The sequence below is a fragment of the Pseudomonas sp. A39 genome, assembly GCF_058145955.1.
Genome location: NZ_JBYVMD010000058.1, coordinates 1 through 22,706, shown reverse-complemented (window position 1 = coordinate 22,706; position 22,706 = coordinate 1). Strand labels below are relative to the sequence as shown.

General features: G+C 61.9%; 22 protein-coding genes and 1 tRNA gene. 10 read left to right on the top strand and 13 right to left on the bottom strand.

Translation table 11 applies throughout. From position 1 onward, the window contains the following. Nucleotides 1–11: 11 nt before the first annotated feature. Together pfkB and ptsP are read right to left on the bottom strand one after the other, a co-directional pair. Complete coding sequence (gene pfkB, locus AC3ZU9_RS28070; RefSeq protein WP_102061573.1) at nucleotides 12–932, bottom strand: 1-phosphofructokinase; 921 nt, start codon at nucleotides 930–932, stop codon at nucleotides 12–14. After that, nucleotides 933–3,791, bottom strand: coding sequence for a phosphoenolpyruvate--protein phosphotransferase (gene ptsP, locus AC3ZU9_RS28065; protein WP_490091636.1), 2,859 nt, complete (start codon nucleotides 3,789–3,791; stop codon nucleotides 933–935). Nucleotides 3,792–4,084: 293 nt separating this feature from the next. On the opposite strand from ptsP, the gene cra reads away from it, so the two are divergent. Further along, entirely contained in the window at nucleotides 4,085–5,080 is a 996-nt protein-coding gene (gene cra / locus AC3ZU9_RS28060) for a catabolite repressor/activator (protein ID WP_012722171.1), read from the top strand. Nucleotides 5,081–5,082: 2 nt separating this feature from the next. Continuing rightward, nucleotides 5,083–5,859, top strand: coding sequence for a TatD family hydrolase (locus AC3ZU9_RS28055; protein WP_102061571.1), 777 nt, complete (start codon nucleotides 5,083–5,085; stop codon nucleotides 5,857–5,859). On the opposite strand, the gene AC3ZU9_RS28050 is transcribed toward AC3ZU9_RS28055, so the two are convergent. The 5 genes from AC3ZU9_RS28050 to AC3ZU9_RS28030 all read right to left on the bottom strand — a co-directional run bounded on the left by AC3ZU9_RS28050 (nucleotide 5,809) and on the right by AC3ZU9_RS28030 (nucleotide 12,237). Next, complete coding sequence (locus tag AC3ZU9_RS28050) at nucleotides 5,809–6,237, bottom strand: hypothetical protein (RefSeq protein ID WP_012722169.1); 429 nt, start codon at nucleotides 6,235–6,237, stop codon at nucleotides 5,809–5,811. The genes AC3ZU9_RS28055 and AC3ZU9_RS28050 overlap by 51 nt on opposite strands. 129 nt (nucleotides 6,238–6,366) lie before the next feature. After that, the gene (locus tag AC3ZU9_RS28045; protein ID WP_012722168.1) at nucleotides 6,367–8,397 is read right to left on the bottom strand and encodes a methyl-accepting chemotaxis protein; all 2,031 of its coding nucleotides are present in this window, start codon (nucleotides 8,395–8,397) and stop codon (nucleotides 6,367–6,369) included. A gap of 231 nt (nucleotides 8,398–8,628) precedes the next feature. Beyond that, a complete protein-coding gene (gene ampE, locus AC3ZU9_RS28040) occupies nucleotides 8,629–9,465 on the bottom strand; it encodes a regulatory signaling modulator protein AmpE (protein WP_122810030.1) in 837 nt (278 codons plus the stop codon). Next, complete coding sequence (gene ampD / locus AC3ZU9_RS28035) at nucleotides 9,462–10,025, bottom strand: 1,6-anhydro-N-acetylmuramyl-L-alanine amidase AmpD (RefSeq protein ID WP_490091635.1); 564 nt, start codon at nucleotides 10,023–10,025, stop codon at nucleotides 9,462–9,464. The genes ampE and ampD overlap by 4 nt, the downstream gene beginning before the upstream one ends. Nucleotides 10,026–10,086: 61 nt before the next feature. Further along, nucleotides 10,087–12,237, bottom strand: coding sequence for a DUF1631 domain-containing protein (locus AC3ZU9_RS28030; protein WP_490091634.1), 2,151 nt, complete (start codon nucleotides 12,235–12,237; stop codon nucleotides 10,087–10,089). A 246-nt stretch (nucleotides 12,238–12,483) separates the two neighbouring features. Between AC3ZU9_RS28030 and nadC the strand changes: the two genes are divergently transcribed. Further along, entirely contained in the window at nucleotides 12,484–13,332 is an 849-nt protein-coding gene (gene nadC / locus AC3ZU9_RS28025) for a carboxylating nicotinate-nucleotide diphosphorylase (protein ID WP_102061568.1), read from the top strand. Between the two features lie 380 nt (nucleotides 13,333–13,712). Here nadC and AC3ZU9_RS28020 read toward each other — a convergent pair whose 3' ends face one another. The 4 genes from AC3ZU9_RS28020 to AC3ZU9_RS28005 form a co-directional block, all read right to left on the bottom strand. Then, on the bottom strand, nucleotides 13,713–14,018 hold the full coding sequence (locus AC3ZU9_RS28020; protein WP_064054729.1) for a DUF6388 family protein: 306 nt from the start codon (nucleotides 14,016–14,018) through the stop codon (nucleotides 13,713–13,715). Nucleotides 14,019–14,177: 159 nt separating this feature from the next. Then, nucleotides 14,178–14,250, bottom strand: a tRNA-Thr gene (locus AC3ZU9_RS28015). Nucleotides 14,251–14,298: 48 nt separating this feature from the next. Next, nucleotides 14,299–15,699, bottom strand: a complete 1,401-nt coding sequence (locus AC3ZU9_RS28010; protein ID WP_490091633.1) for an O-antigen ligase family protein — start codon at nucleotides 15,697–15,699, stop codon at nucleotides 14,299–14,301. Nucleotides 15,700–15,735: 36 nt separating this feature from the next. After that, the gene (locus AC3ZU9_RS28005) at nucleotides 15,736–16,149 is read right to left on the bottom strand and encodes a pilin (protein WP_490091641.1); all 414 of its coding nucleotides are present in this window, start codon (nucleotides 16,147–16,149) and stop codon (nucleotides 15,736–15,738) included. A gap of 202 nt (nucleotides 16,150–16,351) precedes the next feature. On the opposite strand from AC3ZU9_RS28005, the gene AC3ZU9_RS28000 reads away from it, so the two are divergent. Genes AC3ZU9_RS28000 through yacG form a run of 4 tightly spaced genes read left to right on the top strand, consistent with a single transcriptional unit; the run spans nucleotide 16,352 to nucleotide 19,240 of the window. Continuing rightward, nucleotides 16,352–17,560 carry a type II secretion system F family protein gene (locus AC3ZU9_RS28000; RefSeq protein ID WP_490091632.1) on the top strand — a complete coding sequence of 403 codons (1,209 nt, stop codon included), beginning with the start codon at nucleotides 16,352–16,354 and terminating at the stop codon, nucleotides 17,558–17,560. Continuing rightward, a complete protein-coding gene (locus AC3ZU9_RS27995; RefSeq protein ID WP_490091631.1) occupies nucleotides 17,557–18,423 on the top strand; it encodes a prepilin peptidase in 867 nt (288 codons plus the stop codon). The genes AC3ZU9_RS28000 and AC3ZU9_RS27995 overlap by 4 nt, the downstream gene beginning before the upstream one ends. Further along, nucleotides 18,420–19,043 carry a dephospho-CoA kinase gene (coaE, locus tag AC3ZU9_RS27990; protein ID WP_012722158.1) on the top strand — a complete coding sequence of 208 codons (624 nt, stop codon included), beginning with the start codon at nucleotides 18,420–18,422 and terminating at the stop codon, nucleotides 19,041–19,043. Before AC3ZU9_RS27995 ends, coaE begins: the two co-directional genes overlap by 4 nt. After that, the gene (gene yacG / locus AC3ZU9_RS27985) at nucleotides 19,040–19,240 is read left to right on the top strand and encodes a DNA gyrase inhibitor YacG (protein WP_064054725.1); all 201 of its coding nucleotides are present in this window, start codon (nucleotides 19,040–19,042) and stop codon (nucleotides 19,238–19,240) included. The genes coaE and yacG overlap by 4 nt, the downstream gene beginning before the upstream one ends. On the opposite strand, the gene AC3ZU9_RS27980 is transcribed toward yacG, so the two are convergent. Further along, the gene (locus AC3ZU9_RS27980) at nucleotides 19,237–19,452 is read right to left on the bottom strand and encodes a hypothetical protein (RefSeq protein ID WP_012722156.1); all 216 of its coding nucleotides are present in this window, start codon (nucleotides 19,450–19,452) and stop codon (nucleotides 19,237–19,239) included. The genes yacG and AC3ZU9_RS27980 overlap by 4 nt on opposite strands. A gap of 75 nt (nucleotides 19,453–19,527) precedes the next feature. Next, entirely contained in the window at nucleotides 19,528–20,217 is a 690-nt protein-coding gene (locus AC3ZU9_RS27975) for an energy-coupling factor ABC transporter permease (protein WP_102061564.1), read from the bottom strand. A 104-nt stretch (nucleotides 20,218–20,321) separates the two neighbouring features. Between AC3ZU9_RS27975 and AC3ZU9_RS27970 the strand changes: the two genes are divergently transcribed. The 3 genes from AC3ZU9_RS27970 to AC3ZU9_RS27960 are packed head-to-tail and all read left to right on the top strand — an operon-like array spanning nucleotide 20,322 to nucleotide 22,538. Next, on the top strand, nucleotides 20,322–20,951 hold the full coding sequence (locus AC3ZU9_RS27970) for a DUF1780 domain-containing protein (protein WP_010213242.1): 630 nt from the start codon (nucleotides 20,322–20,324) through the stop codon (nucleotides 20,949–20,951). A gap of 54 nt (nucleotides 20,952–21,005) precedes the next feature. Beyond that, complete coding sequence (locus AC3ZU9_RS27965) at nucleotides 21,006–21,179, top strand: DUF3094 family protein (protein ID WP_012722154.1); 174 nt, start codon at nucleotides 21,006–21,008, stop codon at nucleotides 21,177–21,179. 60 nt (nucleotides 21,180–21,239) lie between these two features. Next, nucleotides 21,240–22,538: an NAD(P)/FAD-dependent oxidoreductase gene (locus tag AC3ZU9_RS27960; protein ID WP_122810036.1), complete on the top strand. Its 1,299-nt coding sequence runs from the start codon at nucleotides 21,240–21,242 to the stop codon at nucleotides 22,536–22,538. Nucleotides 22,539–22,706: the final 168 nt, after the last annotated feature.

The window sequence follows — 22,706 nt, the reverse complement described above, 5'->3', positions numbered from 1 at the left end:
CACAAACCCTCTTATTGTTCTGTCAGCGTGCGCACAACAACGCCGCTTTCGAGGCGCGCCAACTGCGCGTCATCGCTGATGCCAAAACCGATTTGCGTCACCGCCATTGCGGCAATCGCCGTGGCGCGGCGCAGGGTCTGCTCCGGCGTATCGCCGCTGAGCAAGCCGTGCAGCATCCCGGCCAGCAGCGAGTCGCCGGCGCCGACGGTACTGGCCACCGTCACCTTAGGCGGTGTGGCGTGCAGCGTCGCATTCGAGCTGTACCAGCTCACGCCCGCGGCGCCGTCGGAGACCACCACATGTTCCACGCCCTGCAGGTGAAGCTGGCTGATTGCATCCGGGGCATGACCCAGGGCATCGGCCAGCTCTTCGGTATTGGGTTTGACCAGCCACGGGCCAGCTTTCAGACCGGCGCGCAGCGCTTCGCCGCTGGTGTCCAGGGCGACTTTCAAACCGAGGCTTTTCAGTTCCGTCACCAGGCGTTGAAACCACTGCGCACTGACGCCGCGTGGCAAGCTGCCGGCCACCACCACCGCATCAAAACCGGGAGCCATCTGCGCCAGTTTCTCCAGCAAGGCGTTCTGCGCCTGCTCCGTCACCTGCGGCCCCGGCGCATTGATGTCAGTGACCCGGCCATCCTGCTCGGCAATCTTGATATTGCTGCGCGTCTCTCCCGGCACACGGACGAACGCATCGCCAAACCCACGGCTGGCGATCAGTGCATCGAACGCCTCGGGGTTTGCGGCGCCGAGAAAACCGCCCACGCTCACCTCATGGCCCAGATCGGCCAACACCTGCGCCACGTTCACGCCCTTGCCGGCGGCATGGGTCAGCAGGGTGTCGCTGCGGTTGACTTCACCCGGCTCCAGGCGCGCCAAACGCACCGTCAGGTCCAACGCCGGGTTCAGCGTCAGGGTCAGAATCCTTGCCATCTACACGGCCTCCACTAGGGCACGCACTTCGGCGGGCGAGCCCACCGCCAGTGCTTTTTGCGCCAGGCCCTGGGCCTCGCTCAGACTGAATTCGCGCACGCGCGCCTTCACTTCGGGAATGCTGCGGGCCGACACGCTCAACTCATCCACCCCCAGGCCGATCAACACCGGCACCGCCAGCGGGTCTGCCGCCAACTCACCGCACACGCCGACCCATTTGCCATGGGCATGGGCGGCGCGCACGGTGATGTCGATCAGCTGCAGCACCGCCGGGTGCAGGCCGTCGGCCTGGGCGGACAGCGTCGGGTGACCACGGTCGATGGCCAGGGTGTACTGGGTCAGGTCGTTGGTGCCGACGCTGAAAAAGTCGACTTCCTTGGCCAGCACCGGGGCGAGCAATGCCGCCGACGGCACTTCGATCATGATGCCCAGTTGCACGTCCGCCACCGGGATTTCCAGGCGCAGGCGTTCGGTCATGTCACGGGCCGCACGCCATTCATCGACGCTGCCGACCATGGGGAACATGATGCGCAGCGGACGGTTATCGGCAGAACGCAACAGCGCACGCAATTGCGCTTCCATGATCTGCGGGCGTTGCAAGGTGAGACGAATGCCGCGCACGCCGAGGAAGGGGTTTTCTTCCTGGGCAATCGGCCAATACGGCAGCGGTTTGTCGCCGCCCACATCAAGGGTGCGCACCACCAGCGGGCGACCGCCAAGGCCGTCGAGCACACGACGGTATTCGGCTTCCTGGGTGGCTTCGTCCGGCGCTTGCGGGTGGGCCATGAAAATCAGTTCGGTGCGCAGCAAGCCGATGCCTTCGGCGCCCTGCTCCACCGCGCTGGCAACACCGGCGCTTTCGCCGATGTTGGCGAACACTTCCACGGCGTGGCCGTCACGGGTCAGCGCCGGTTCATGGCGTTGCGCCGAAGCGGCTTGCAGGCGCTGTTCGCGGGTGTCGCGTTCGACCGTGGCGCGTTGCAGGGTGGCACTGTCGGCGTCCACATGCAGGCGACCGCGCTGGCCGTCGAGCAACAGCGGCGTGCCGGAAGCCAGCAGCAACACCGCCGGGCCGGCGCCGACCAAGGCCGGAATACCGAGGGCACGGGCGACGATAGCGCTGTGCGCCGTCGTGCCGCCACGGGCGGTGAGAATGCCGGCGACGCGCGCCGGATCAAGCCGTGCAACGTCGGACGGACCGACTTCATCCATCACCAAGATGTAGGGCTCGCTCGGCTCCTGGGCGGTTTCAACGCCGCACAGTTGCGCCAGCACACGACGGCCAACATCCCGCAGGTCGGCCGCGCGCTCGGCGAGCAGGGCGTCCTGCAACGACTCCTGCTGCTTGGCGGCGGCTTCAATCACACTCATCCACGCCGCTTCAGCGCTTTCGCCTTGCTTGAGGCGGGTGTCGACTTCGTCGGTGAGTTCCGGGTCGTCGAGCATTTCCTGGTGGGTGATGAAAATCTCGCGGATCGCCTTGGAGGGGTTGCGTTCGATCAGGCCCTGGATATCGGTGCGCACCTCGCTCAAGGCGCTGTGCAGGCGCTGGCGCTCGATGGCGCAGGATTCTCCGCGCAGTGGGTAGTCGAACGTTTGCTGAACCTGGATATGCGCAGGGCCGATGGCGATGCCCGGCGCGGCGGCGATGGCCTGGATCTGGCTCCCGGCCACTGGCGCGCTGATCACCGGTTCGATATCGAGGGCTTCGGGCTGGGCGCTCAGGGTCGGCAGTGGCTCGACGTCTTCGCCCAAGCCTTCTTCCACCGCCGCCAGCAGCGCGGGCAGTGCGTCGCCGGCAATGGTCGGCTCGGCGACAAACTCCAGCACCTGGCCACGTCGAGCGCCGAGGCTCAACAGTTTGCTCAGGCTTTTCACCGACACGGCGCCCACTGGGCCATCGACGATGCGCACACGCACATCACCGTCAAAATTTTTCGCCAACTGGGCGAGGATCTTCGCCGGCCGCGCGTGCAAACCGTGGGCGTTGGCCAGGGTGATGCGTGCGCTGGGCCAGTCCGGAGGCAGTTCGCCGCCGAGCACTTCGAGGACCGCGCGGCTGCTGGTGGCGCGGCCAAGCTCTTGGCCACGCCCTTCGATCAGCAAGGCGCACAAGCGTTCAAGCAAGGCCTGGTGGGCTTCACCGAGGCTGGCCAGGCAGAACAGGCCATTGAGCGGCTGACCGAGGTAGCGCATGGGTTTGTCCGGGGTGACAAACGCCAGGCCCGGGCGCTTGACCGTCTGCTCGCTGTGCAACCACCACAGGCCATCGCCCAGGGGCAGCGCATCCACCTGCTGCAACACCGCGGCGAAACCATTGCTCACACAATCGGCCTGACGCAGCAGGCGTGCACCGCGCCAAACCAGCTCTTCGAAGTCATCGGCGGACACGCCCAGGCTGATCATCTGTGCATCCAGCGCCAGTTCCTGCGGCGCGCCTTGCAACAGTTTCAGCAACGCTTCGGCGGTGCCGGCACGGCGCAACGCCTGGCCCAGGTCGGTTTCGCCGAGGGCACGGGTGAGCAGTTGCAACAGGCGCAGGTGTTCGTCGGATTTGGCGGCAATGCCAATGGCCAGGTATACGATCTGGCCGTCGCCCCAGTCCACCCCTTCGGGGAACTGCAGCAGGCGCACGCCGGTAGAGAACACCTGGTCGCGGGTTTCAGGGGTGCCGTGGGGGATGGCAATACCTTGGCCCAGGAACGTCGAGCCCTGAGCTTCACGGGCTTGCAAACCGCTGAGGTAACCCTCGGCGACCAGGCCATCGGCCACCAGTTTTTCAGCGAGCAGGTGCAAGGCAGCAGACTTATCCACAGCCACCTGGCCCATGGAAATCTGCTCTACAGTGAGCTCAAGCATGCCGTTCTCCTAGTTAGTGCAGTGGCGCACTAGGTATTGTTTTAAACAAACAGTGTAAGGGGTGCTCATAAATAACTGACTGAGCAGTCAATTGGCAGTGGCTACTCAGTCGCGAACGTCGTAAAAATACGCTGGCTGAAACGTTTAATCTAGAGTTTATGGAAGACTACGCGTTAATTGCGCATCCTTGAACAACCACTCGGCACTTGAGCTGAGACATAGGTCCGGTGCTGGAATCGGTTACGATTGGACAAAATGTCGGGGCAAGCTCCAAAAAACAAGGAAATCCCGGTTTGAAACTCAGTGATATCGCACGTCTCGCCGGTGTGTCCGTGACCACCGCCAGCTACGTCATCAATGGCAAGGCTGAACAGCAACGCATCAGCAACGCAACCGTCGAGCGGGTGCGCGCCGTGGTCGAAGCCCATGGCTTTACGCCCAACCCCCAGGCCGCCGGGCTGCGCAGTCGGCACACGCGCACCTTGGGTTTTATCCTGCCCGACCTGGAAAACCCCAGCTACGCACGCATCGCAAAACTCCTGGAGCAAGGCGCTCGGGCGCGTGGCTATCAGTTGCTGATCGCCAGCTCCGACGATGAGGCCGACAGCGAGCGCCAATTGCTGCAACTGTTCCGCGCCCGGCGCTGTGATGCGTTGTTCGTCGCCAGTTGCCTGCCGGCCAGCGATGACAGTTACCGCGAGTTGCAAGCCAAGGGGCTGCCGGTGATTGCCATCGACCGGGTGATGGGCGCGGATCAATTCTGCTCGGTGGTCAGCGACGACCGCCAGGCTTGCAAACAATTGACCAGCAGCCTGCTGCAACCGTTGCCCAAACAGATTGCGTTGATCGGCGCACGGCCCGAACTGAGCATCAGCCAGGAACGTGCCGCGGGTTTTCGTGAAGCCCTCGAAGGGTTCACCGGCGAGGTGATTGTCGAACACGGTGAAGCCTTCAGTCGCGACTGCGGCCGACAGCTGATGGAGCAACTTCTGCAGCAACTGGGGCATTTGCCTGACGCGCTGGTGACCACCTCCTATGTGCTGCTGCAAGGTGTGTTCGACGCCCTGCATGACTTCCCGCTCAAGTCGCGCCCGCTGCGCCTGGGCACCTTTGGTGATACGCAGTTGCTGGACTTCCTGCCGTTGCCGGTCAACGCCATGGCCCAGCAACATCAACTGATCGCCGACACCGCCCTGCGCCTGGCGCTGGCCGCTATCGAAGAAGAGCACTACCAACCTGGCGTACACGCCATCGGCCGGACCTTCAAGCAGCGTATTCACGAGGCTTGAGCGTGGAGCTGATCGACACCCACACCCACCTGGATTTCCCGGAGTTCGACAGCGACCGCCGGGACGTCCTCGCCCACAGCCGGACGTTGGGCGTGCGGCGCATGGTGGTGCTGGGGGTGTATCAGCAGAATTGGCAGCGCCTGTGGGACCTGGCGCAAGCGGATGAAGGAATATTCGCAGCCTTTGGTTTACATCCGGTGTACCTCGATGAGCATCGACCCGCCGACCTTGTGCAATTGGGTAACTGGTTGACGCGCCTGCACGGCCACCGGCAGCTGTGCGCGGTGGGCGAGATCGGCCTGGATTACTTCCTCGAACAGCTGGACCGCGAACGCCAGCAAAGCCTGTTTGAAGCCCAGCTCAAGCTGGCGGCGGACTTCCGATTACCGGCGTTGCTGCATGTACGTCGCAGCCATGCCGCGGTGATCGCTACCCTCAAGCGCATCCGCCTGCACCGCGGCGGCATCATCCATGCGTTCGCCGGGAGCCGCGAAGAAGCCCGCGAGTACATCAAGCTCGGCTTCAAGCTGGGTTTGGGCGGTGCCGCCACCTGGCCCCAGGCCCTGCGTATGCACAAGGTGTTGGCGCAACTGCCGCTGGACGCGGTGGTGCTGGAAACCGACTCCCCTGATATGGCGCCCGCCATGTTTCCCGGTCAACGCAACAGCCCCGAGCACCTGCCGGACATCTGCACCGCCCTGGCCGAGCGCATGGGCATCAGCCCGCTGTTACTGGCTGAGGCGAGCACACGCAATGCGTGCGAGCTGTTCAATTGGTAGCACCGGCGTGACCACTTGCAGGTCCAGCGTCATTCGCTGCCGGTAGCGGGCGTAGCGCAGCACCAGGAAATGCATCAGCAGCATCACCAGCGAGACGTTGAACTGACCGATCACGCTGATCAGCCCCACCCACTCCGCCACCAGCGCCACAATCAGCACCATGCAGGTGAACACCACCATGCTCGGTTGCACCAGCGCCCAATGGTCCAGCGCCTTGAACTGGCGCAATTGGCGGGGGCAGTTCAACTGCACGATCCGTTGGCAGTACGGGCAGTCGAAAGGCTCTTGGATCGCGATGGCATTCAGTTGCCACGGCTTGAGTTCAAACCTGATATCACAATGGGCACAATGCCCTTTGATGCCGATCGCAGTGGTCATCGTCGTCGCGCTCCGTTGAACCTGAATTTGATTGAAACAAATTCTCCCCCCTTCACGCGGCCAGAAAAGGGACTCCGTGAAATCAGGACAGGCACTACACCAACAAGAGCTAATTCCCACACCACGGCCTTACACGCGAAACGCACCGATCAAGTGCTTCAACTCAATCACCTGCATCGACAGTTGCCGGCTCGCCGCCTCGGTCTGGTGCGCTCCTTCGGCGGCGTATTCGCCAGCCCGATTGATGGCCACGATGTTCTGGTCAATGTCGTGGGCAACGGCGGTCTGTTGTTCCACGGCGGCGGCGATCTGCTGATTCTGATCAACGATCATCCCTACGGCGCCGAGGATATTTTCCAAAGCCTGCTGGACTTTTTCCGACTGACCCACGGTGCCGTTGGCCATCTCATGGCTGCTGCCCATGGCCCTTACTGCCGCCGCCACACCGTCTTGCAAGCGGCTGATCATCTGTTCGATTTCCTCAGTGGAGTGCTGGGTGCGCCGGGCCAGGGTGCGCACCTCGTCGGCCACCACCGCAAAACCACGCCCCTGCTCACCGGCCCGCGCCGCCTCGATGGCGGCATTGAGTGCCAGAAGGTTGGTTTGCTCGGCGATGCTTTTGATCACTTCCAATACGCTACTGATGGACTGGCTGTCGGTGGCCAATTGGTTGATCACCCGCACCGACTGATCGATCTCCGAGGCCAGCCGCGCAATGCTGCCCTGCTGGGATTGCACCAAGCCACGGCCGCTGACGGTTTCGTCGTTGACGCTGTGAGCGCTGCTGACCGCCGTCGCCGCGCTGCGCGCGACCTCCTGGGCGGTGGACGACATCTGGTTCATGGCCGTCGCCACCTGCTCGATCCGGGTACGCTGCCCGGCAACCGCCTGATTGCTCCGGGCCGAGACCGTTTCCACCTGGCCGGCCTGGCGTTCAACCTGGCTGACGGTGTGCCCGACGCGCTCGATCAAGTCATGGATCTTCGCCACAGTGCCGTTGAACAGCTGACCCAGGTCGCCCAGTTCATCGCGGCTCTGGGCGACAAACGTGACGGTCATGTCGCCGGCCGCCACCTTGTCCATCATCGCGCCCAGCCGGCGCAGCGTGGTGCGGGTGGAGGCATAGAAGCCTGCGTACAGATAGAAGATCAGCAAGAACACCGCCGTCAGGGCAGAGACCAGCACCACCATATGCGTGCGATTCTGCGCCAGGCGCTGCTCCAACTGCTGCTCCAGGAACGTCAACGTGGCGTCGTCAAGCTGGTAGGTCCGGGCCATCAGTTGGCTGACGCTGTCGTAGAATCCCTGCCAGGGCGCGTCGAGGGTTTCGGCCATCACCACCTGCTCCTCAAACAACTCGCTGCCTTGCTTGAGGCTGGCACTGCTGGCCTGGGCCAGGCTGTCTAGCGTCGCGTGGGCCGCGTTGCTGGAGCCCAGGGCATCCTGCAACTTCAGGCCATATTCGGCTTGGAGTTTTTCCAATTGCTGCAGCAGTTCGTCAAAGCGCGTACTGGACGCCGAATTGAGAAACCCCTGGCCCAGGGAGTAAGCGCCCATCGCCCGACCTTCGCCGAGGGTCTGGGTGACCTGCGGGGTGACGCTGGTGATCAGTGCGCTGAGCTGGCGCAGATCACTCTGGGAATCGCGGCTCAAGCCGGATTGACTGGCGATGATCTGGCTGAGCATCTGGGCCTTGTTGAGCAACTTGCCGATCAGTGCACTTTTGCTCAGCAGCGACGTTTCCTGTTGCTGGGCCTTGAAGGCCGCAATCAACTCGTCGCGCTTGGCGTCAAACGCGGTGATTTGCTCAGGCTCGGTGGTCATGGCATTGAGGCCTTGCAGGCGGGTCAGCACGCTGTGTTCCAAGGCGCTGATCTTGCCCTCAAGGTCACCGGCCTTGCCGGATTGGCCAAGGGTCGCGTTGATCTGTACTTGGTTGTTGAGGGTTTCCAGGTCGCGGCGCAGGGCCAGGCTGCTGCCGAGCAAGTCGAGGCTTTGCAGCTCCACACGGGTCCCCTGGAATTCACGCCACGAATCACGCACCAGGTAGTAGTTGGTTGCCAGCATCGGCAGCAGGAACAACACACTGATCAAACTGAACTTCATGCCGAAGCTCAGGCGGTTCATCAACGCGACGGCGGGATAGAGCAAGCTCTTCACTGTGAACTCCCCTTCTTTTATTTTTATTGAGGCGCAGGGCGGCAGTTAGCCAGCATCTGTATAGCTCAATTTGAAAGGGAGTTTTGTAACTTAAGGTTAACGAAAGGAGGGGCACCACGGAAACAATGCGGGTTCACTCAGGATCCGGTGGGGGTGCTTCGCAGCCCAGCGCAGGGCAAGCCTGCTCACTACAGCAAGCCCTGCCCCACATTTTCCGATGTGTGTTCGCAGTCAGGGCAATACGGTCCAGATCGCAAACCCGGCATACCACAGCACCGCCGCACGCAGCAGCAGCTCCCATAGCCGGTCCAGGCTGTTGATGCCCTCGGGACCTACGGCCGGCGGCGGGATTTCGGCAGCGACCAAGCCGACTTTTTCCACCAGTTCAGCGGCGCTGATGTCCCAACTCAGCAGTTCGTGCAGCATCACGCGACCGACTGCGACGAAGTTGCCCACCAGGGCAAAACTGGCCGCCAGCAGGCGTACCGGCAACCAGTCAAATGCATGACGCAGTTGCCCGGCACGCTCAGCCACCAGGGGGTTCTTGCTGTGTTCACTGGCCAATGCGAGCAGGCGGTACGCCAACGCGGCAACTGGGCCCAGCAGGAAATACCAGAAAATCACCGCGAAAAAGCTCTGGTAGGCCTGCCACAACAGATGGCCCTGGACGCGTTCGAGCAATTGCTCGCCACTGTCGGCGCTCAGGTTCAGGTCACGCTCGGCGACATGCTCGGCCGCTTGCAGGTCGCCACGTCGCCAGGCATCGCGGAAGGGTCCGAGCCCGGCGAGCAGATCACCGCGGCCCAGGCTGTAGATCACGACCAGCAGGTGCACTGGCAGTGCCAGCAGTCCGTAGGCCACCGGCTCCAGTACCAGCAGCAACAAGGCCAGTAGCGCGACGGGGAACAACACCAGTAACGCCAGAATCAGCCAGGGTTGCTTGCCCATGCGGGGGCTCGATTCCAGCTTGGCCAGTTCGCGCAACCAACCGCCATCACGTTGCAATCGCTGGCGCAGCGCCGAGAATTTCTCGATCCATACGGCCAGTACCAACACCAGGAAACTCATCGTGCGTGTCCTCCATCCTGCAGGGCGCTGCGAAAGCGCATCCAATCAAAAGCGGGGCCGGGATCGGTCTTGCGCCCCGGGGCGATATCGCTGTGACCACACACGCGCTGGGGAGTAATGTCGGGGTAAGCCGCCAGCAACTGGCGGCTCAGATCGATCAGCGATGCGTATTGGGCATCGGTGAACGGCAGTTCATCCGTACCTTCCAGCTCAATCCCCAAAGAAAAGTCATTGCAGGTTTCTCGCCCCTCGAACTGCGAGACCCCGGCATGCCAGGCCCGATCGAGGCAGGATACAAACTGCGTCACCGTACCGTCGCGCTCAATCAGAAAATGCGCGGACACCCGTAGGGCGGCAATCCCTTCAAAGTAGGGATGTTCCGTGACATCCAGGCGATTCTGGAAAAATTCCTGCACTTTGCCAGTGGCGAACTGCGCCGGTGGCAGGCTGATGTTATGCACCACCAACAGTGAGATTTCGCCTGTGGGGCGCTCGTTGAAGTTGGGTGAAGGGCAATGACGGATGCCCTCGCACCAACCGCTGGTGGGGTCCAACTGCATACAGGTTCCTTGAATGAGACAAAGTATGACCAGTATGCCGCGTTCGCCCCTCCGGTTGCGATCACTTGCCGTGATTGAGTTGCCGCAACTTGCTCACTACCGCGGCCAACGCGCGCTCGAACAGCGGTCCGTCATCCAGGGTATGCAGCACGCCACGCTTGAACGCCAAGGCCAACTGGCCGGCGCTTTTCTCCAAGACCTTGAGCCCCGTGCGACTGGTAAAAATATACGTATGGGCTGGCGCCATAATCGCCGTCAACTTGCACCGCAGCGCGTTGGCGTCGTCTGCCTGGAACACCACCCAGCCTCCCACCTTGAGTTGATGGGCCCTGAGCAGGTCGGGGTCGTTGTCCGGCAAGTCGGTGACCTGATCGGAGGACGTTGCGCTGAGTACAAACGGCTCGCGCACTTCGATCAACTCATCAACGCCTTCAGGCGCCTGGACATGCAGGGCCTGCAAGCGCACAAAAAATTCTCGCGTGCTGAAGGGGTCGAACGCCGCGCTGGTCAGACCGTCGCGCAACGCCTTGAGCAAACCGGACAGTTGCTCGAGTAAATGGCGCCCGGCTTCGGTGTCTTGTTGCAGGCTGACGCTCCAGATCAGCTCGTCCATGGTGCGCAGGCCCGCTTGCCATTGCACTGACTGCTCGCCGTGTTTGAGGCTGGCCAGCAACAGCACCTGGCTCCAGGCCTGCTGCAGGAACTGCACGACCGGACGCGGCAGGACCTTGCCTAACAGCCGTTTATTCAGCACATCGGCCACGCGCTGGCGGGCGGCTTCGGTGCGCACGCGCCCGGCTTCGGCATCGCGGGTGTGCTGTTCAAGCAAGTCGCTGCGCCGCCGTTCATCGGCGGTAAACGCGCTGAACTCCGCGAGCAATTGGGAAAAAATCGCCGGATCTTCGACGAACTCATTGAGCAAGCGCTGCACCACCTGCTCAATGCGCAGGTAGAGGTGGTCATGCTGGTAGTCATCACGCGGGCTGCTGCCCATGGCGGCCGCCGCGATTTCATTGAGCAGGCGCCGCGCCGGGTGGCTGGGGTGGCTGAAAAAGCTTTTGTCCACCACCGCTACTTTCAGCATCGGGATCTGCAGGCGGCCGATCAGGGCCTTGAAGGCATGGGGTATGGCGCGGTCGTTGAGGATGAATTCGAACAGCAGCGCAATCAGGTTGATCACGTCTTCGTCAGCCGCCTCCACCACCCGCGACTTACCACTCTTGACGCTGACTCGGGTGAGCAACTGCTCAAGCTGGTTACGCAGGTCGAAATCGTCCTCGGCCTCAGGCTCCGGCACGTACTGCTGCAAGTGGGAGAGCAGGCGCAACAGGTCACGGGTGGCAATGGGCAGCGGTTCGGCGCTGGCTTCAAGCGTCGGCGCCACACTGCCGCGTACCGCGGTCAGCAATGGCTGGAGCGCGGCGAACGCTTGCTGGCCATTTTCGTCGACGAGCGGGTCGGCGGCCGACGAGGTTTCTTCAGGCGGGAGTTCACGCCCCGCACGCCCCTCGATGCGGCGGCAAGGTACGGCCTTGAGTTCAGGCAATACACCCGTCGCGACCAGCAATTGGTTGGCTTCGCCGTAGAGCTGGTCGGCATCGCTGAGCACGTATTTTTCAAACAACTTGAGCATGATCAGTTTGACGCGGATCTCCACGCCCAGGCTGCGCCCCGCGCGCAGGAAAAACTCACACAGCAGTGCCGGACCCAAAGGGTTCTCACGCTCATCCAGGCGGTTGCCCAGCAAAGCGCTCAAGCGCGCCGTGAGTTGCCCCAGGGCCAGGCCGTCACGGTGCCGCACCCGCCCCAGCATGGCTTCAAGCGCTACGGCTTTCTCCAGGTCATCCTTGGAAGACCCCGGCACCGCGTCATAGGAAACCACGGGCACCAGTTGCAACTCCCCTCGCCCCGCCTGGCCCAGGCTGGCAAAAGCTCCGAACAGTTGCTCCATGAACACGCGTTCGAAATTCTTGCGCTTGAGGCGCAGGTCGCGCATGGCTTCAAAGAAAATATGGTGATCTAGGTTGTTGCGCGCCTTGTCGGCCATTTCGAACAACGTGTCGTCAGCGTTATCGAACAGGTCCTGCAGACCTTGTTGAAGCTGTTGCGCGGCCTTGTCGCGCAGCTGCTGCAACACCACCGGCAGGCGGGCGAGCGGCGATGGCGTAGCGTGTGCCTTGTTGATTGGCACCACCTTTCCGTCATTGTGCATCCTGGCCTCCTGAAACGGCGGTATTGGGGTGGGGAAACATCGGGTACGGGCCCCGTCGGGAACCAGAAATAACCGCTTATCCTCAAGACGTCAAAGCTATGACGCCAATTGCAAGGCGCGAGATTATCTTGCAAATGAGGGGGGTTGCGCCAGCAAACTCTGCCATTACGCGGTAAATGAGTGGTGAGCCTGGGTTCGAACGCACACTGCCCCTATAATCGGGACACTTTGTCTGTGGAGCCTGTTATGCCGAATCTCCGTCTTGCCGACCTCACCGCCGAAATCGAAGCCAACGTGCGCCGCGCACTGCTGGAAGACATCGGCAGCGGCGACATCACTGCGCAGTTGATCCCGGCCGAACGGCTGGCCACGGCCACCATCATTACCCGTGACACGGCGGTTATCGCCGGTACAGCCTGGGTTGATGCGGTGTTCCGCCAACTGGACCCGCGGGTTGCCGTGCATTGGCAGGTGGCCGACGGTGAACGCGTCAGCCCCAACCAGGCGCTGTTCCACCTTGAAGGCCCGGCACGCTCGCTGCTCAGCGGCGAACGCTGCGCACTGAATTTCCTGCAACTGCTGTCCGGCGTCGCCACACGCGCCCAATTCCTGGCGGATTTTGTCGCCAGCACCCAGGTCAAGCTGCTGGATACCCGCAAGACCTTGCCGGGCCTGCGTCTGGCGCAGAAGTACGCAGTCACCTGCGGGGGCTGCCACAACCACCGTATCGGTTTATATGACGCGTTCCTGATCAAGGAAAACCATATCGCAGCTTGCGGCGGCATTGCCCAGGCGATTACGGCCGCCCACAAGATCGCACCCGGCAAGCCGGTGGAAATCGAAGTGGAGAGCCTGGAGGAACTGCGCGAAGCCCTGGCGGCAGGCGCCGACATCATCATGCTCGATGAGTTGAGCCTGGACGATATGCGTGAAGCCGTGCGCCTGAACGGCGGCAAGGCCAAGCTGGAGGCCAGCGGCGGGATCAATGAAAGCACCCTGCTGCCGATTGCAGAGACCGGGGTGGACTACATCTCGATCGGCGCGATGACCAAGGATGTGAAGGCAGTGGACTTGTCGATGCGCCTCAGTATCTAGCACCTTCGAAATGCGTGTGTGGTGAGCGGGCTTGCCCCGCACTGGGGTGCGCAAGCAGCCCCAACGAGGCCGCCGCGTTTTGTCAGGTAAAACGGGGGGGTAGGTGTTGGGGCCGCTTCGCAGCCCCGCGCGGGGCAAGCCCGCTCACTACAACGGCGTTTGAGTGACCAGGTCATTCATCTTGCAATGCTCTTTCGGTGTCGATGCGCCTTAGTATCCAGCGCGTTCGAAAATGCGTGTGTGGTGAGCGGGCTTGCCCCGCGCTGGGGTGCGTAGCAGCCCCAACGAGGCCGCCGCGTTTTGTCAGGCAGAACGAGGTGGCAGGTGTTGGGGCGGCTTCGCAGCCCAGCGCGGGGCAAGCACGCTCACTACAACGGCGTTTAAACGACCAGGTCATTCATCTCGCAATACTCTTCCCACTCGACACCCAGCACCTCGGCCGCCTCTCTATGCAAGGCCAGCCGTGCCGCTTCGAACTCTTCCGGTGTCGATGTGTACTTGAGGGTCAGCTCCCAGGGCTGGTAGCCCTGGCTTTCGGCCTCGTCCTCGAATGCCCACTGAATCTGGTCGCGCTGGTCATCGGCGCTCAGGTCCTTGATCTCTTCTTTAAGCTGCGGCGATTCCTCAAGGTATTTCTCGAGGGCTGCTTGATGCCGAACTTCCTGGGTCATTTCAGTCGTGGTCATGTCGTTCTCTTAGATCGAGGAATGGGGATGCATCTGGGTCATCAAGGTTGCGCAGATACAAAAGAGCGGGCGCAAATGCCGGCTCGTCTGGCCTTCAGAACCATTCTGGGATCATCTGAAAACATTGCCTTTGAAACGGTGGAACCTTTGTTGCCTTTTTGCCCGAGACAGGAATCGAACCTGCGACCTTCGCGTTACGAGTGCGCTGCTCTACCGACTGAGCTACACGGGCGGTGGGCTAAAGCTAGCACCGCATCGGAAGTCCGGCAACTTGCCGCCGTCAGCGAGCAATCACCCCTTGGGCCCAGAAGCGTGGCTGAAGGTAAGTGCCATGGGCGTCCAGGTACTGCTGCTGGGCTCGCTTGATGTGAGGTACGTCACGCACAGCGATCACGATCAACAGACCAACGGCCAACACGCTCAGTGTTTTCCATATACCCCAGGCGAATGACCGCTCGACACCGACAGCGGTTCGCCACACATGCAGCGCCATCAACCAGCCCACCACCAGCGCCAACCAGACTTGAGAGTTGGGCATCACCATCACACCGTCGACCATCGATTGCACCAACGCACCGATCAGCGCGGCAAACAGACACAGCCGCAGCAGGTCTGCACGTTCGGCGCACTGCGCACGCTCACGCAGTACCCCGAGCGTGGCCCACCCGCCTCGCCACGCCAAAACCGTAACGCACAGCGCCGATGGCACCCCCCATTCACTGGCCCACTGCAGGATGGCCTGGTGGGGGTGAGCGGCAATCTTGTTGGCAACATCGGCAAAATGCATCGGCCCGAACCCCAGCCATGGCCTCTCGACGAGCATGTGCCAGGCCTGCCACCAGATCGGGCCGCGCCCCGACAGCGAGGTGGTGAGGCGATCGCCGGCAGCATTGGCGATCTCGATCCCGAGGTAATCCGCCAACACCGCAAACACCAGCCAATACAGCAACAACCCGCCAAGCACTGCGGCGAGTTGCCAACCCAACCAGCGTCGGCCCCATGGCCCCAGCACTGCCAACACCCCACCCGCCGCGCCCATGCCGAGCCAGGTGCCACGCGTGCCGCCGCCGATCGCGATCATCCACCACACGCACAGCAACGTAAACACTGCAGCTTTGAGCGAGCGGGAGAGCGTGGGGATCAACAAGGGCAGCGCCAGCAGCGGCAGGGTGAACGTCTGGAATTGACCGTAGAAGCGTTTGTTGGAAAAGCCCGACAGCAACAGGTCAGGATCCAGCGTCCGCTCGGCAGCGGCGAACGCAAGCACGCCCGCATACACGTATTGAACCGACTTGATCAGGCACAGCAGCACCACCACCATGATCAAGACGCGATCCAAAGGCTCGCCCCCGTGACGACGCAGCAAGGCAAACGCCACGGCAATCGCCCCGCAACTGACAAACAACGCCACTTCGGCAAACGCCCAGAGGGGCTGATGGGCCAGCGCTGATGACACCAGGCCCAGCACGATAATCAGCATCAGGCCCAGTGCGGTGGGCCGGTCCGTCAACCGTTCAACGGGGACGACCGACAGCCCGTACAGCACCGCGCAGAACCCGACGGCGATCTGCATCGCCCGTTGCAAATCATGCCCACTGAACGGTGCACAAATCCCGACAACCAGCAGACACACCACTGTGACCAGAAAAATACTGCCGCGCTGCTGTACGGATAACGACATCGGCCACCTCTTACGTCCATGTTGACGGTTCAGCACTTATGCCCCGTCGGCGCCGCAGCCCTTGGCGACATATTTTGCGTCGGCGGTGGTGGTGCATTTCCAACCGGTGGTGGCATTTCGCGTCAGGCTGATGGTCTTGCCCACCACCGGCGCTGGAGCGTCGAGTATTTCGCAGCTGATAGAGCCCGCCCCCGTGCCTACATCGCCTGCCACGTCGATCTTGCAGTTGGCTGTCGGGCTGGTGCCGCCGATCAATGCGAGGGTCGGTACGGTGCCCTGGTTGAGGGTGTCTTCGTACCCGGGTTTCAACGCAGTGATTTCAGCCAGGCCTGCGGTGAACTTGGCCTTGGCCTGGTGGGTGGTGTACATGGGCAGGCCAATGGTGGCCAAAATGCCAATGATTGCCACGACGATCAACAGCTCGATCAGGGTAAAACCTTTTTGACGTATCACATTCACTCTCCAGGATAGAACTCATGACAGGGCGCTTCCTGCGCCCCGTATTTTGCAGCGGCGCCAGTGTACTCATCCGCAGGCGGTCAAGCGCCTGCAAGACGCACATTCTGACATTTTATCCTGCACTGCCAGCGTGTCCGAAGTCGTCACCTGACTACGCTATAAATCTTCGACGACCTCTGTGCGGAACCGTGACATGGACAACGCTGCAACGATCTACGCCTGGGAAGGCATCAACCGCAAAGGACGCAGGGTGTCCGGGCAAACCACGGGGCACAACCTTGCCCTGGTCAAGGCTCAGTTGCGCCGGCAAGGCATCAGCCCAGGGGCTGTGTACAAGAAATCCGCCTTGCTACCGAGCCTCGCGCCGTCGATCAAATCGGCGGACATCACCCTGCTAACTCGACAGCTGGCCACGCTGCTGAAGGCTGGAATCCCACTTCTACAAGCCTTCGACATTATCGGTGAAGGCTTCGAAAGCCGCCCTGTGCGCGAGCTGGTGCAGGGGTTGAAACAGGCAATCGCCGCCGGCACCAGCCTGGCCGAGGCGCTGCGCAAACAACCGCGCTATTTCGATGAGCTGTACTGCAACCTGGCGGCCGCCGGCGAACAGGCTGGCGCACTTGAAACGCTGCTGGAGCGCGTGGCGATCCACCGCGAAAAGAGCGAGCAGCTACGGGCCAGGATCAAAAAGGCCATGACCTATCCGATCGCAGTCCTGGTGGTCGCCAGCCTGGTCACCGGCGTGCTGCTGATACAGGTAGTGCCTCAGTTCCAGAGTTTGTTCGCCGGGGTTGACGGCAAGTTGCCCGAGTTCACCTTGCAGGTCATCGCCCTCTCCGAGTTCACGCAAAGAGCCTGGTGGGTCGTGGCCCTGGGCATGCTTGCCGGAGGCTTGGGGTGGCGCCAAGCGTATCGCACCTTCCCTGATTTTCGTCTGCGGGTAGACGCCGGTTTGTTGAAAGCGCCCCTGGCAGGCAAACTGCTGAAAAAATCCGCAGTGGCCCGCTACGCCCGTACGCTTTCCACCACCTTCGCCGCCGGTGTTCCATTGGTGCAGGCGTTGGATTCCGTGGCCGGCGCCGCCGGTTCGGGGCCATTCAGACAGGCAATCGAGCATATGCGACATGATGTATCCACCGGTATGCAATTGAATCAATCCATGGCCGCCAGCGGCCTGTTTCCCAGCATGGCGATCCAGATGACGGCCATCGGCGAAGAGTCGGGCACGTTGGACCGCATGCTGGAAAAAGTCGCCAACCATTACGAGGCCGATGTGGACAACCTGGTCGATAACCTCACCAGCCTGATGGAACCGCTGATCATGGTGGTATTGGGGGGCATCGTCGGCGCGCTGGTGATCGCCATGTACCTGCCGGTCTTTCAGTTGGGGAGCGCGTTTTGAGCCTGCTATTGGTTGAACAGCCCTGGGCTTTTGTGGCGATGGCCGGGGTGCTGGGGCTGATCGTCGGCAGTTTTCTCAACGTGCTGGTGTGGCGCCTGCCGAAAATGCTCGAACGGGAATGGCGCGCCCAGGCCCACGAAGTGCTCGGCTTGCCCGCTAAGCCTGCCGGGCCGACCTACAACCTGATGCACCCCAACTCCTGCTGCCCGCACTGCAACCATCCGATACGCCCATGGGAAAATATCCCGTTGCTCAGTTACCTGTTTCTGCGCGGCCGCTGCGCCCATTGCCAAGGCCCGATCAGCGCCCGCTATCCACTCACTGAACTGGCGTGCGGGTTGATCTCGGCCTGGGTGGCTTGGCATTTCGGCTTTGGCTGGCAGGCGGGCGCGATGCTGGTGCTGAGTTGGGGCTTGTTGGCGATGAGCCTGATCGATGCCGACCATCAACTGTTGCCGGATGCGCTGGTGATGCCGCTGCTCTGGCTGGGACTGATCGTCAACGCGCTTGGCCTGCTGACGACGCTACCCGATGCCCTCTGGGGCGCGGTTATCGGGTACATGAGCCTGTGGAGCGTATTCTGGCTGTTCAAGCTGGCCACCGGCAAGGACGGCATGGGCCACGGCGACTTCAAGCTGCTGGCACTGCTCGGTGCCTGGGGTGGCTGGCAGATCCTGCCGATGACACTGCTGATATCGTCGCTGGTCGGGGTGTTCGTGGGCTTGATCCTGATGCGCCTGCGCAAGGCCCGGGCGTCGACACCGATGCCGTTTGGTCCGTATCTGGCAATTGCCGGCTGGATTGCATTGCTCTGGGGTGGTCAAATAACCGACTTCTATTTGCAGTCTGTCGGTTTCAGATGACCACTTCTGTTGCAACACCCTGGATTCTAGGCCTCACCGGCGGCATCGGCAGCGGTAAAAGCGCAGCGGCCCAGCACTTTATCGACCTGGGGATCGACCTGGTGGACGCCGACCACGCGGCGCGCTGGGTGGTCGAACCTGGCCGGCCGGCACTGGCGCGCATCGCCGAGCATTTTGGTGCCGGCGTGCTGCAGCCGGACGGCCAGTTGGACCGAGGGGCATTGCGCAAGCTGATCTTTGAAGTACCCGAAGAGCGCCGCTGGCTCGAAGCCTTGCTGCACCCGCTGATTGGCGATGAGATTCGTAGCCATCTGGCGCGCGCGAAGTCGCCTTACGCGATACTGGTGTCGCCGCTGCTGATCGAGTCCGGCCAGTACAGCATGACCCAGCGCATCCTGGTGATCGACGTGCCGCAATCGCTGCAGATTCAGCGTACCCTGCAGCGCGACGGCATCAGCGAACAACAGGTGCAGGCGATCCTCAAGGCCCAATCCAGCCGCGAAGACCGCTTGAACCATGCCGATGACGTGCTGGTCAACGACCAGGACCTTGCCTGGCTGCACAGCGAGGTCGAGCGACTGCACCACTTTTACCTTACTTTGCGTGGAGGCCGATCATGAGCCAACCCTTGACCGTCGACTGCCCAACCTGCGGCGCCCCCGTGGAATGGACAGCGACCAACCTCAACCGGCCGTTCTGCTCGGACCGCTGCAAACTCATCGACCTGGGCGCCTGGGCCGCTGAGGAACATAAGATTCCGGTGGCCCCGGATGCCGAAGACGAGCTGTTTTCCGAAGACCTTCCGCCGCGTCACTAAGGGCGCATAAAGGCATATTCCTGCTGGTCGTCGAGGTTTTCTGCAAGGTATTGCAGCTCGTCGGCCAGGTCTTCAAAACTGCGCACGCCCTTGCTCTGCTGCACCACCGCGCTGAGCATGGCGCGCAGGGTCAAGCCTGGGTCGAAACCGATTTCCAGCGCCGCATCCTGGCTTCTGCGCAACTCCTGCCGTGCCCACTCATACACACTCATGATCTGTGCTCCCGCCTTGCCTAGGAAAATTTCGCAAAGCATGGGCCTGGTCGGCCGGGCGGGATTTGATCTGGGTCAACGCTCTGAATCGCCGTCCTTCCAGGGCGCAGAGAGGTAGCGCGTACGGTTGAAAGTCTCCAGCCATTCCGGGCAGAACACCACCAAGGCGCTGATGACCATGCCGTTGATGAAGGCTTCGGGAAAGATGATCAGCCACAGATAACCGACGAAATCCTCCAGCCATTCCGGCATGGCAAAACGACCGTCGAGCCACAAAAGCCCCAGCCCTAGTAGCAAGCACAGCAGCGCCGACAGCGCGGCCGCGAAAAAACCGGAACAGAAGATATACACAAAGGGATTGCGTGGCTGCGCACGCTCGACCAGCAGCGCGCAGGCTTCGGTGACCAGCACCGGCAGCACGATCAGCAGCAGGCCGTTGACGCCAAGTGCTGCAAGGTCCTGGCGCCCCAGCACCATCAGACCCAACTGGGCGGCAAAGCCACCGACGATGGCCAGGGGCCAATCCAGCAGCAGGGTCACGGCAGTCATGCCGATAAAGTGGTAGGACACCCCCGTATCAAAATCCCGCCGCACCAGCCACAGCATGAACAACGCGAACACGGTGCCGAACAGCAGATGCTGGCGCCGTCGGTCGGCAAACAGTTCGACCCAAGGTGAACGCAAGATGGCCCACGCCACCACAGGTGCGTACAACAGCCAGCCGATGCCCATTGTTGTCGGCGCTAACATGGCGGCACTGATCACGGCAGTACTCCCCCTGCGTCGGACATTAGTCGGATGATCAGTCTACACCGACGTTTCACAAGGGTACTTCCTGCGGTCATCATTTGGGCGCTAAGCTGCTAGCTATGGATGACTCTGATTACTTGCGCCTGCTCACCGTAGCGGCCGAACAAGCCAATGCGTTCTTGTCCAATGCCCGCAAATGGGAGCGTGAGCGTTGGGTCTGCCAGCGCCTGCTGCAAGGCTTGAACGTGCCCTACCGGGCCGAAGAATTCCACGCCGCCGGGCAAGAGCCGCCGGATGTGCTGTTTCGCGATGCCAGCTTCGAGGTGTTTTTCGTGCTGGACGAGGGCCGACGCTTGAATGACGAATGGCGCGACGAGTTGCTGCGCCGACGCAGCGCGTTCTCCCTGAGCCAGTTGGTGCGGCGCGAAGCCAAGCCGCGACGCATCCCGGCCCATGAGTTCTTACTGCGCCTGGCGCCCACGCTGCGCAAGAAGGCTCATAACTACAAAGAGCGCGGCATGGACCTGGGGGAACTGGATATCGTCGCCTTCACCAGCCTCAAGCGCGAAGTGCTCGACCTCAATAGCCACTTCCCGCCACCGACGGAATACCTGCGCCAGGGCTGGCGCTCACTGTCGCTGGTAGGGCCGACTTTCGCACGGGTGTTGTTCGCCCATCCGGATGCGCCGGATTTCTTGCGCAACAACCTGGGTCGCAGCATAGTGTTCGACGTGGGCATCAGCCTCTGAGCCCCCGGACTGTAACGTGGCGCCCTTTTGCAACGTCTACCTGACGAGGCCTTTATGACCAGCCGCCTGAACCCCGATGACCAACAGCATGTCGAAGAGTACCTGCAACTCTCCCAGAACCAAGTCGAGCGTAAGCCTTTCCGGCCGTGGCTGCTCCTTGGTGTGGTGTTGGCAGTGGTGATCGGCCTCGGCTTGCTGAGTCGCCTTTTGAGTTACCTGACGCTATGAGCTGCCTGGCGCTCGCGGGGGTAACTGCTCCGATTTCTTTTAGCCTTGCGAGATATCCCCATGACCCATCGTATTATTATCGTCGGCGGCGGCGCCGGCGGCCTGGAGTTGGCTACCCGCCTGGGTAAGACTCTGGGCAAGCGCGGCACCGCCAGTATCACGCTGGTGGACGCCAACCTGACCCATATCTGGAAGCCCTTGCTGCACGAAGTGGCAGCCGGTTCGCTGAACTCTTCGGAAGACGAACTCAATTATGTCGCCCAGGCCAAATGGAACCACTTCGAGTTCCAACTGGGGCGCATGAGCGGGCTCGACCGCGAACAGAAGAAGATCCAGCTGGCCGCCACCCTCGACGAAGAAGGCCGTGAGCTGGTGCCCGCGCGGGTACTGGGCTATGACAGCCTGGTGATCGCAGTCGGCAGCACTACCAACGATTTCGGTACCGAAGGCGCAGCGCAACATTGCCTGTTCCTCGACACCCGCAAACAGGCCGAGCGCTTCCACCAGCAATTGCTCAACCACTACCTGCGCGCCCATGCCGGGCAGACGGATGTGGTGGAAAAGATCAGCGTCGCCATCGTCGGCGCAGGGGCTACGGGGGTCGAACTGGCCGCCGAGCTGCATAACGCCGCCCATGAGCTGGCCGCCTACGGCCTGGACCGCATCAAGCCGGAAAACATGCACATCACCCTGATCGAAGCCGGCCCGCGGGTACTGCCTGCGCTGCCGGAGCGGATCGGCGTGCCGGTGCATAAAACCCTGGAGAAGCTTGGGGTGACGGTGCTGACCAACTCCGCGGTCAGCGAAGTGACTGCCGATGCGCTGATCACCAGCAGCGGCCAGGTCATCCCTGCGAGCCTCAAGGTATGGGCAGCCGGTATTCGCGCGCCGGGTTTCCTCAAGGACATCGATGGCTTGGAAACCAACCGCATCAACCAATTGCACGTGCTGCCGACGCTGCAAACTACCCGCGACGAAAACATCTTCGCCTTCGGTGATTGCGCCGCCTGCCCGCAAGCGGGCACCGACCGTAACGTGCCACCACGGGCCCAGGCGGCTCACCAGCAAGCTTCACTGTTGGCCAAGTCGCTGAAATTGCGCATCGAGGGCAAGGACCTGCCGTCGTACAAGTACACCGACTATGGGTCGCTGATCTCGCTGTCGCGGTTCTCGGCGGTGGGCAACTTGATGGGCAACCTCACCGGCAGCGTAATGCTGGAGGGCTGGTTGGCGCGGATGTTCTACGTGTCGCTGTACCGCATGCACCAGATGGCGCTGTATGGGGTCTTCCGCACAGCGATGCTGATGCTGGGCAGCAAGATCGGGCGCGGGACTGAGCCACGTCTTAAATTGCACTGATAACTCGGTCTCGGATGGGACCTTGTAAAGGTGGGAGGGGGGTTTGCCCCCTCCCACATTTGCTTTGCGGTGAGTTCAGGATTTACGCGCACAAAAAAAATCCCCGTATCTTTCGATACGGGGATTTTTAATATGGTCGGGGTAAGGGGATTCGAACTCCTGACATCC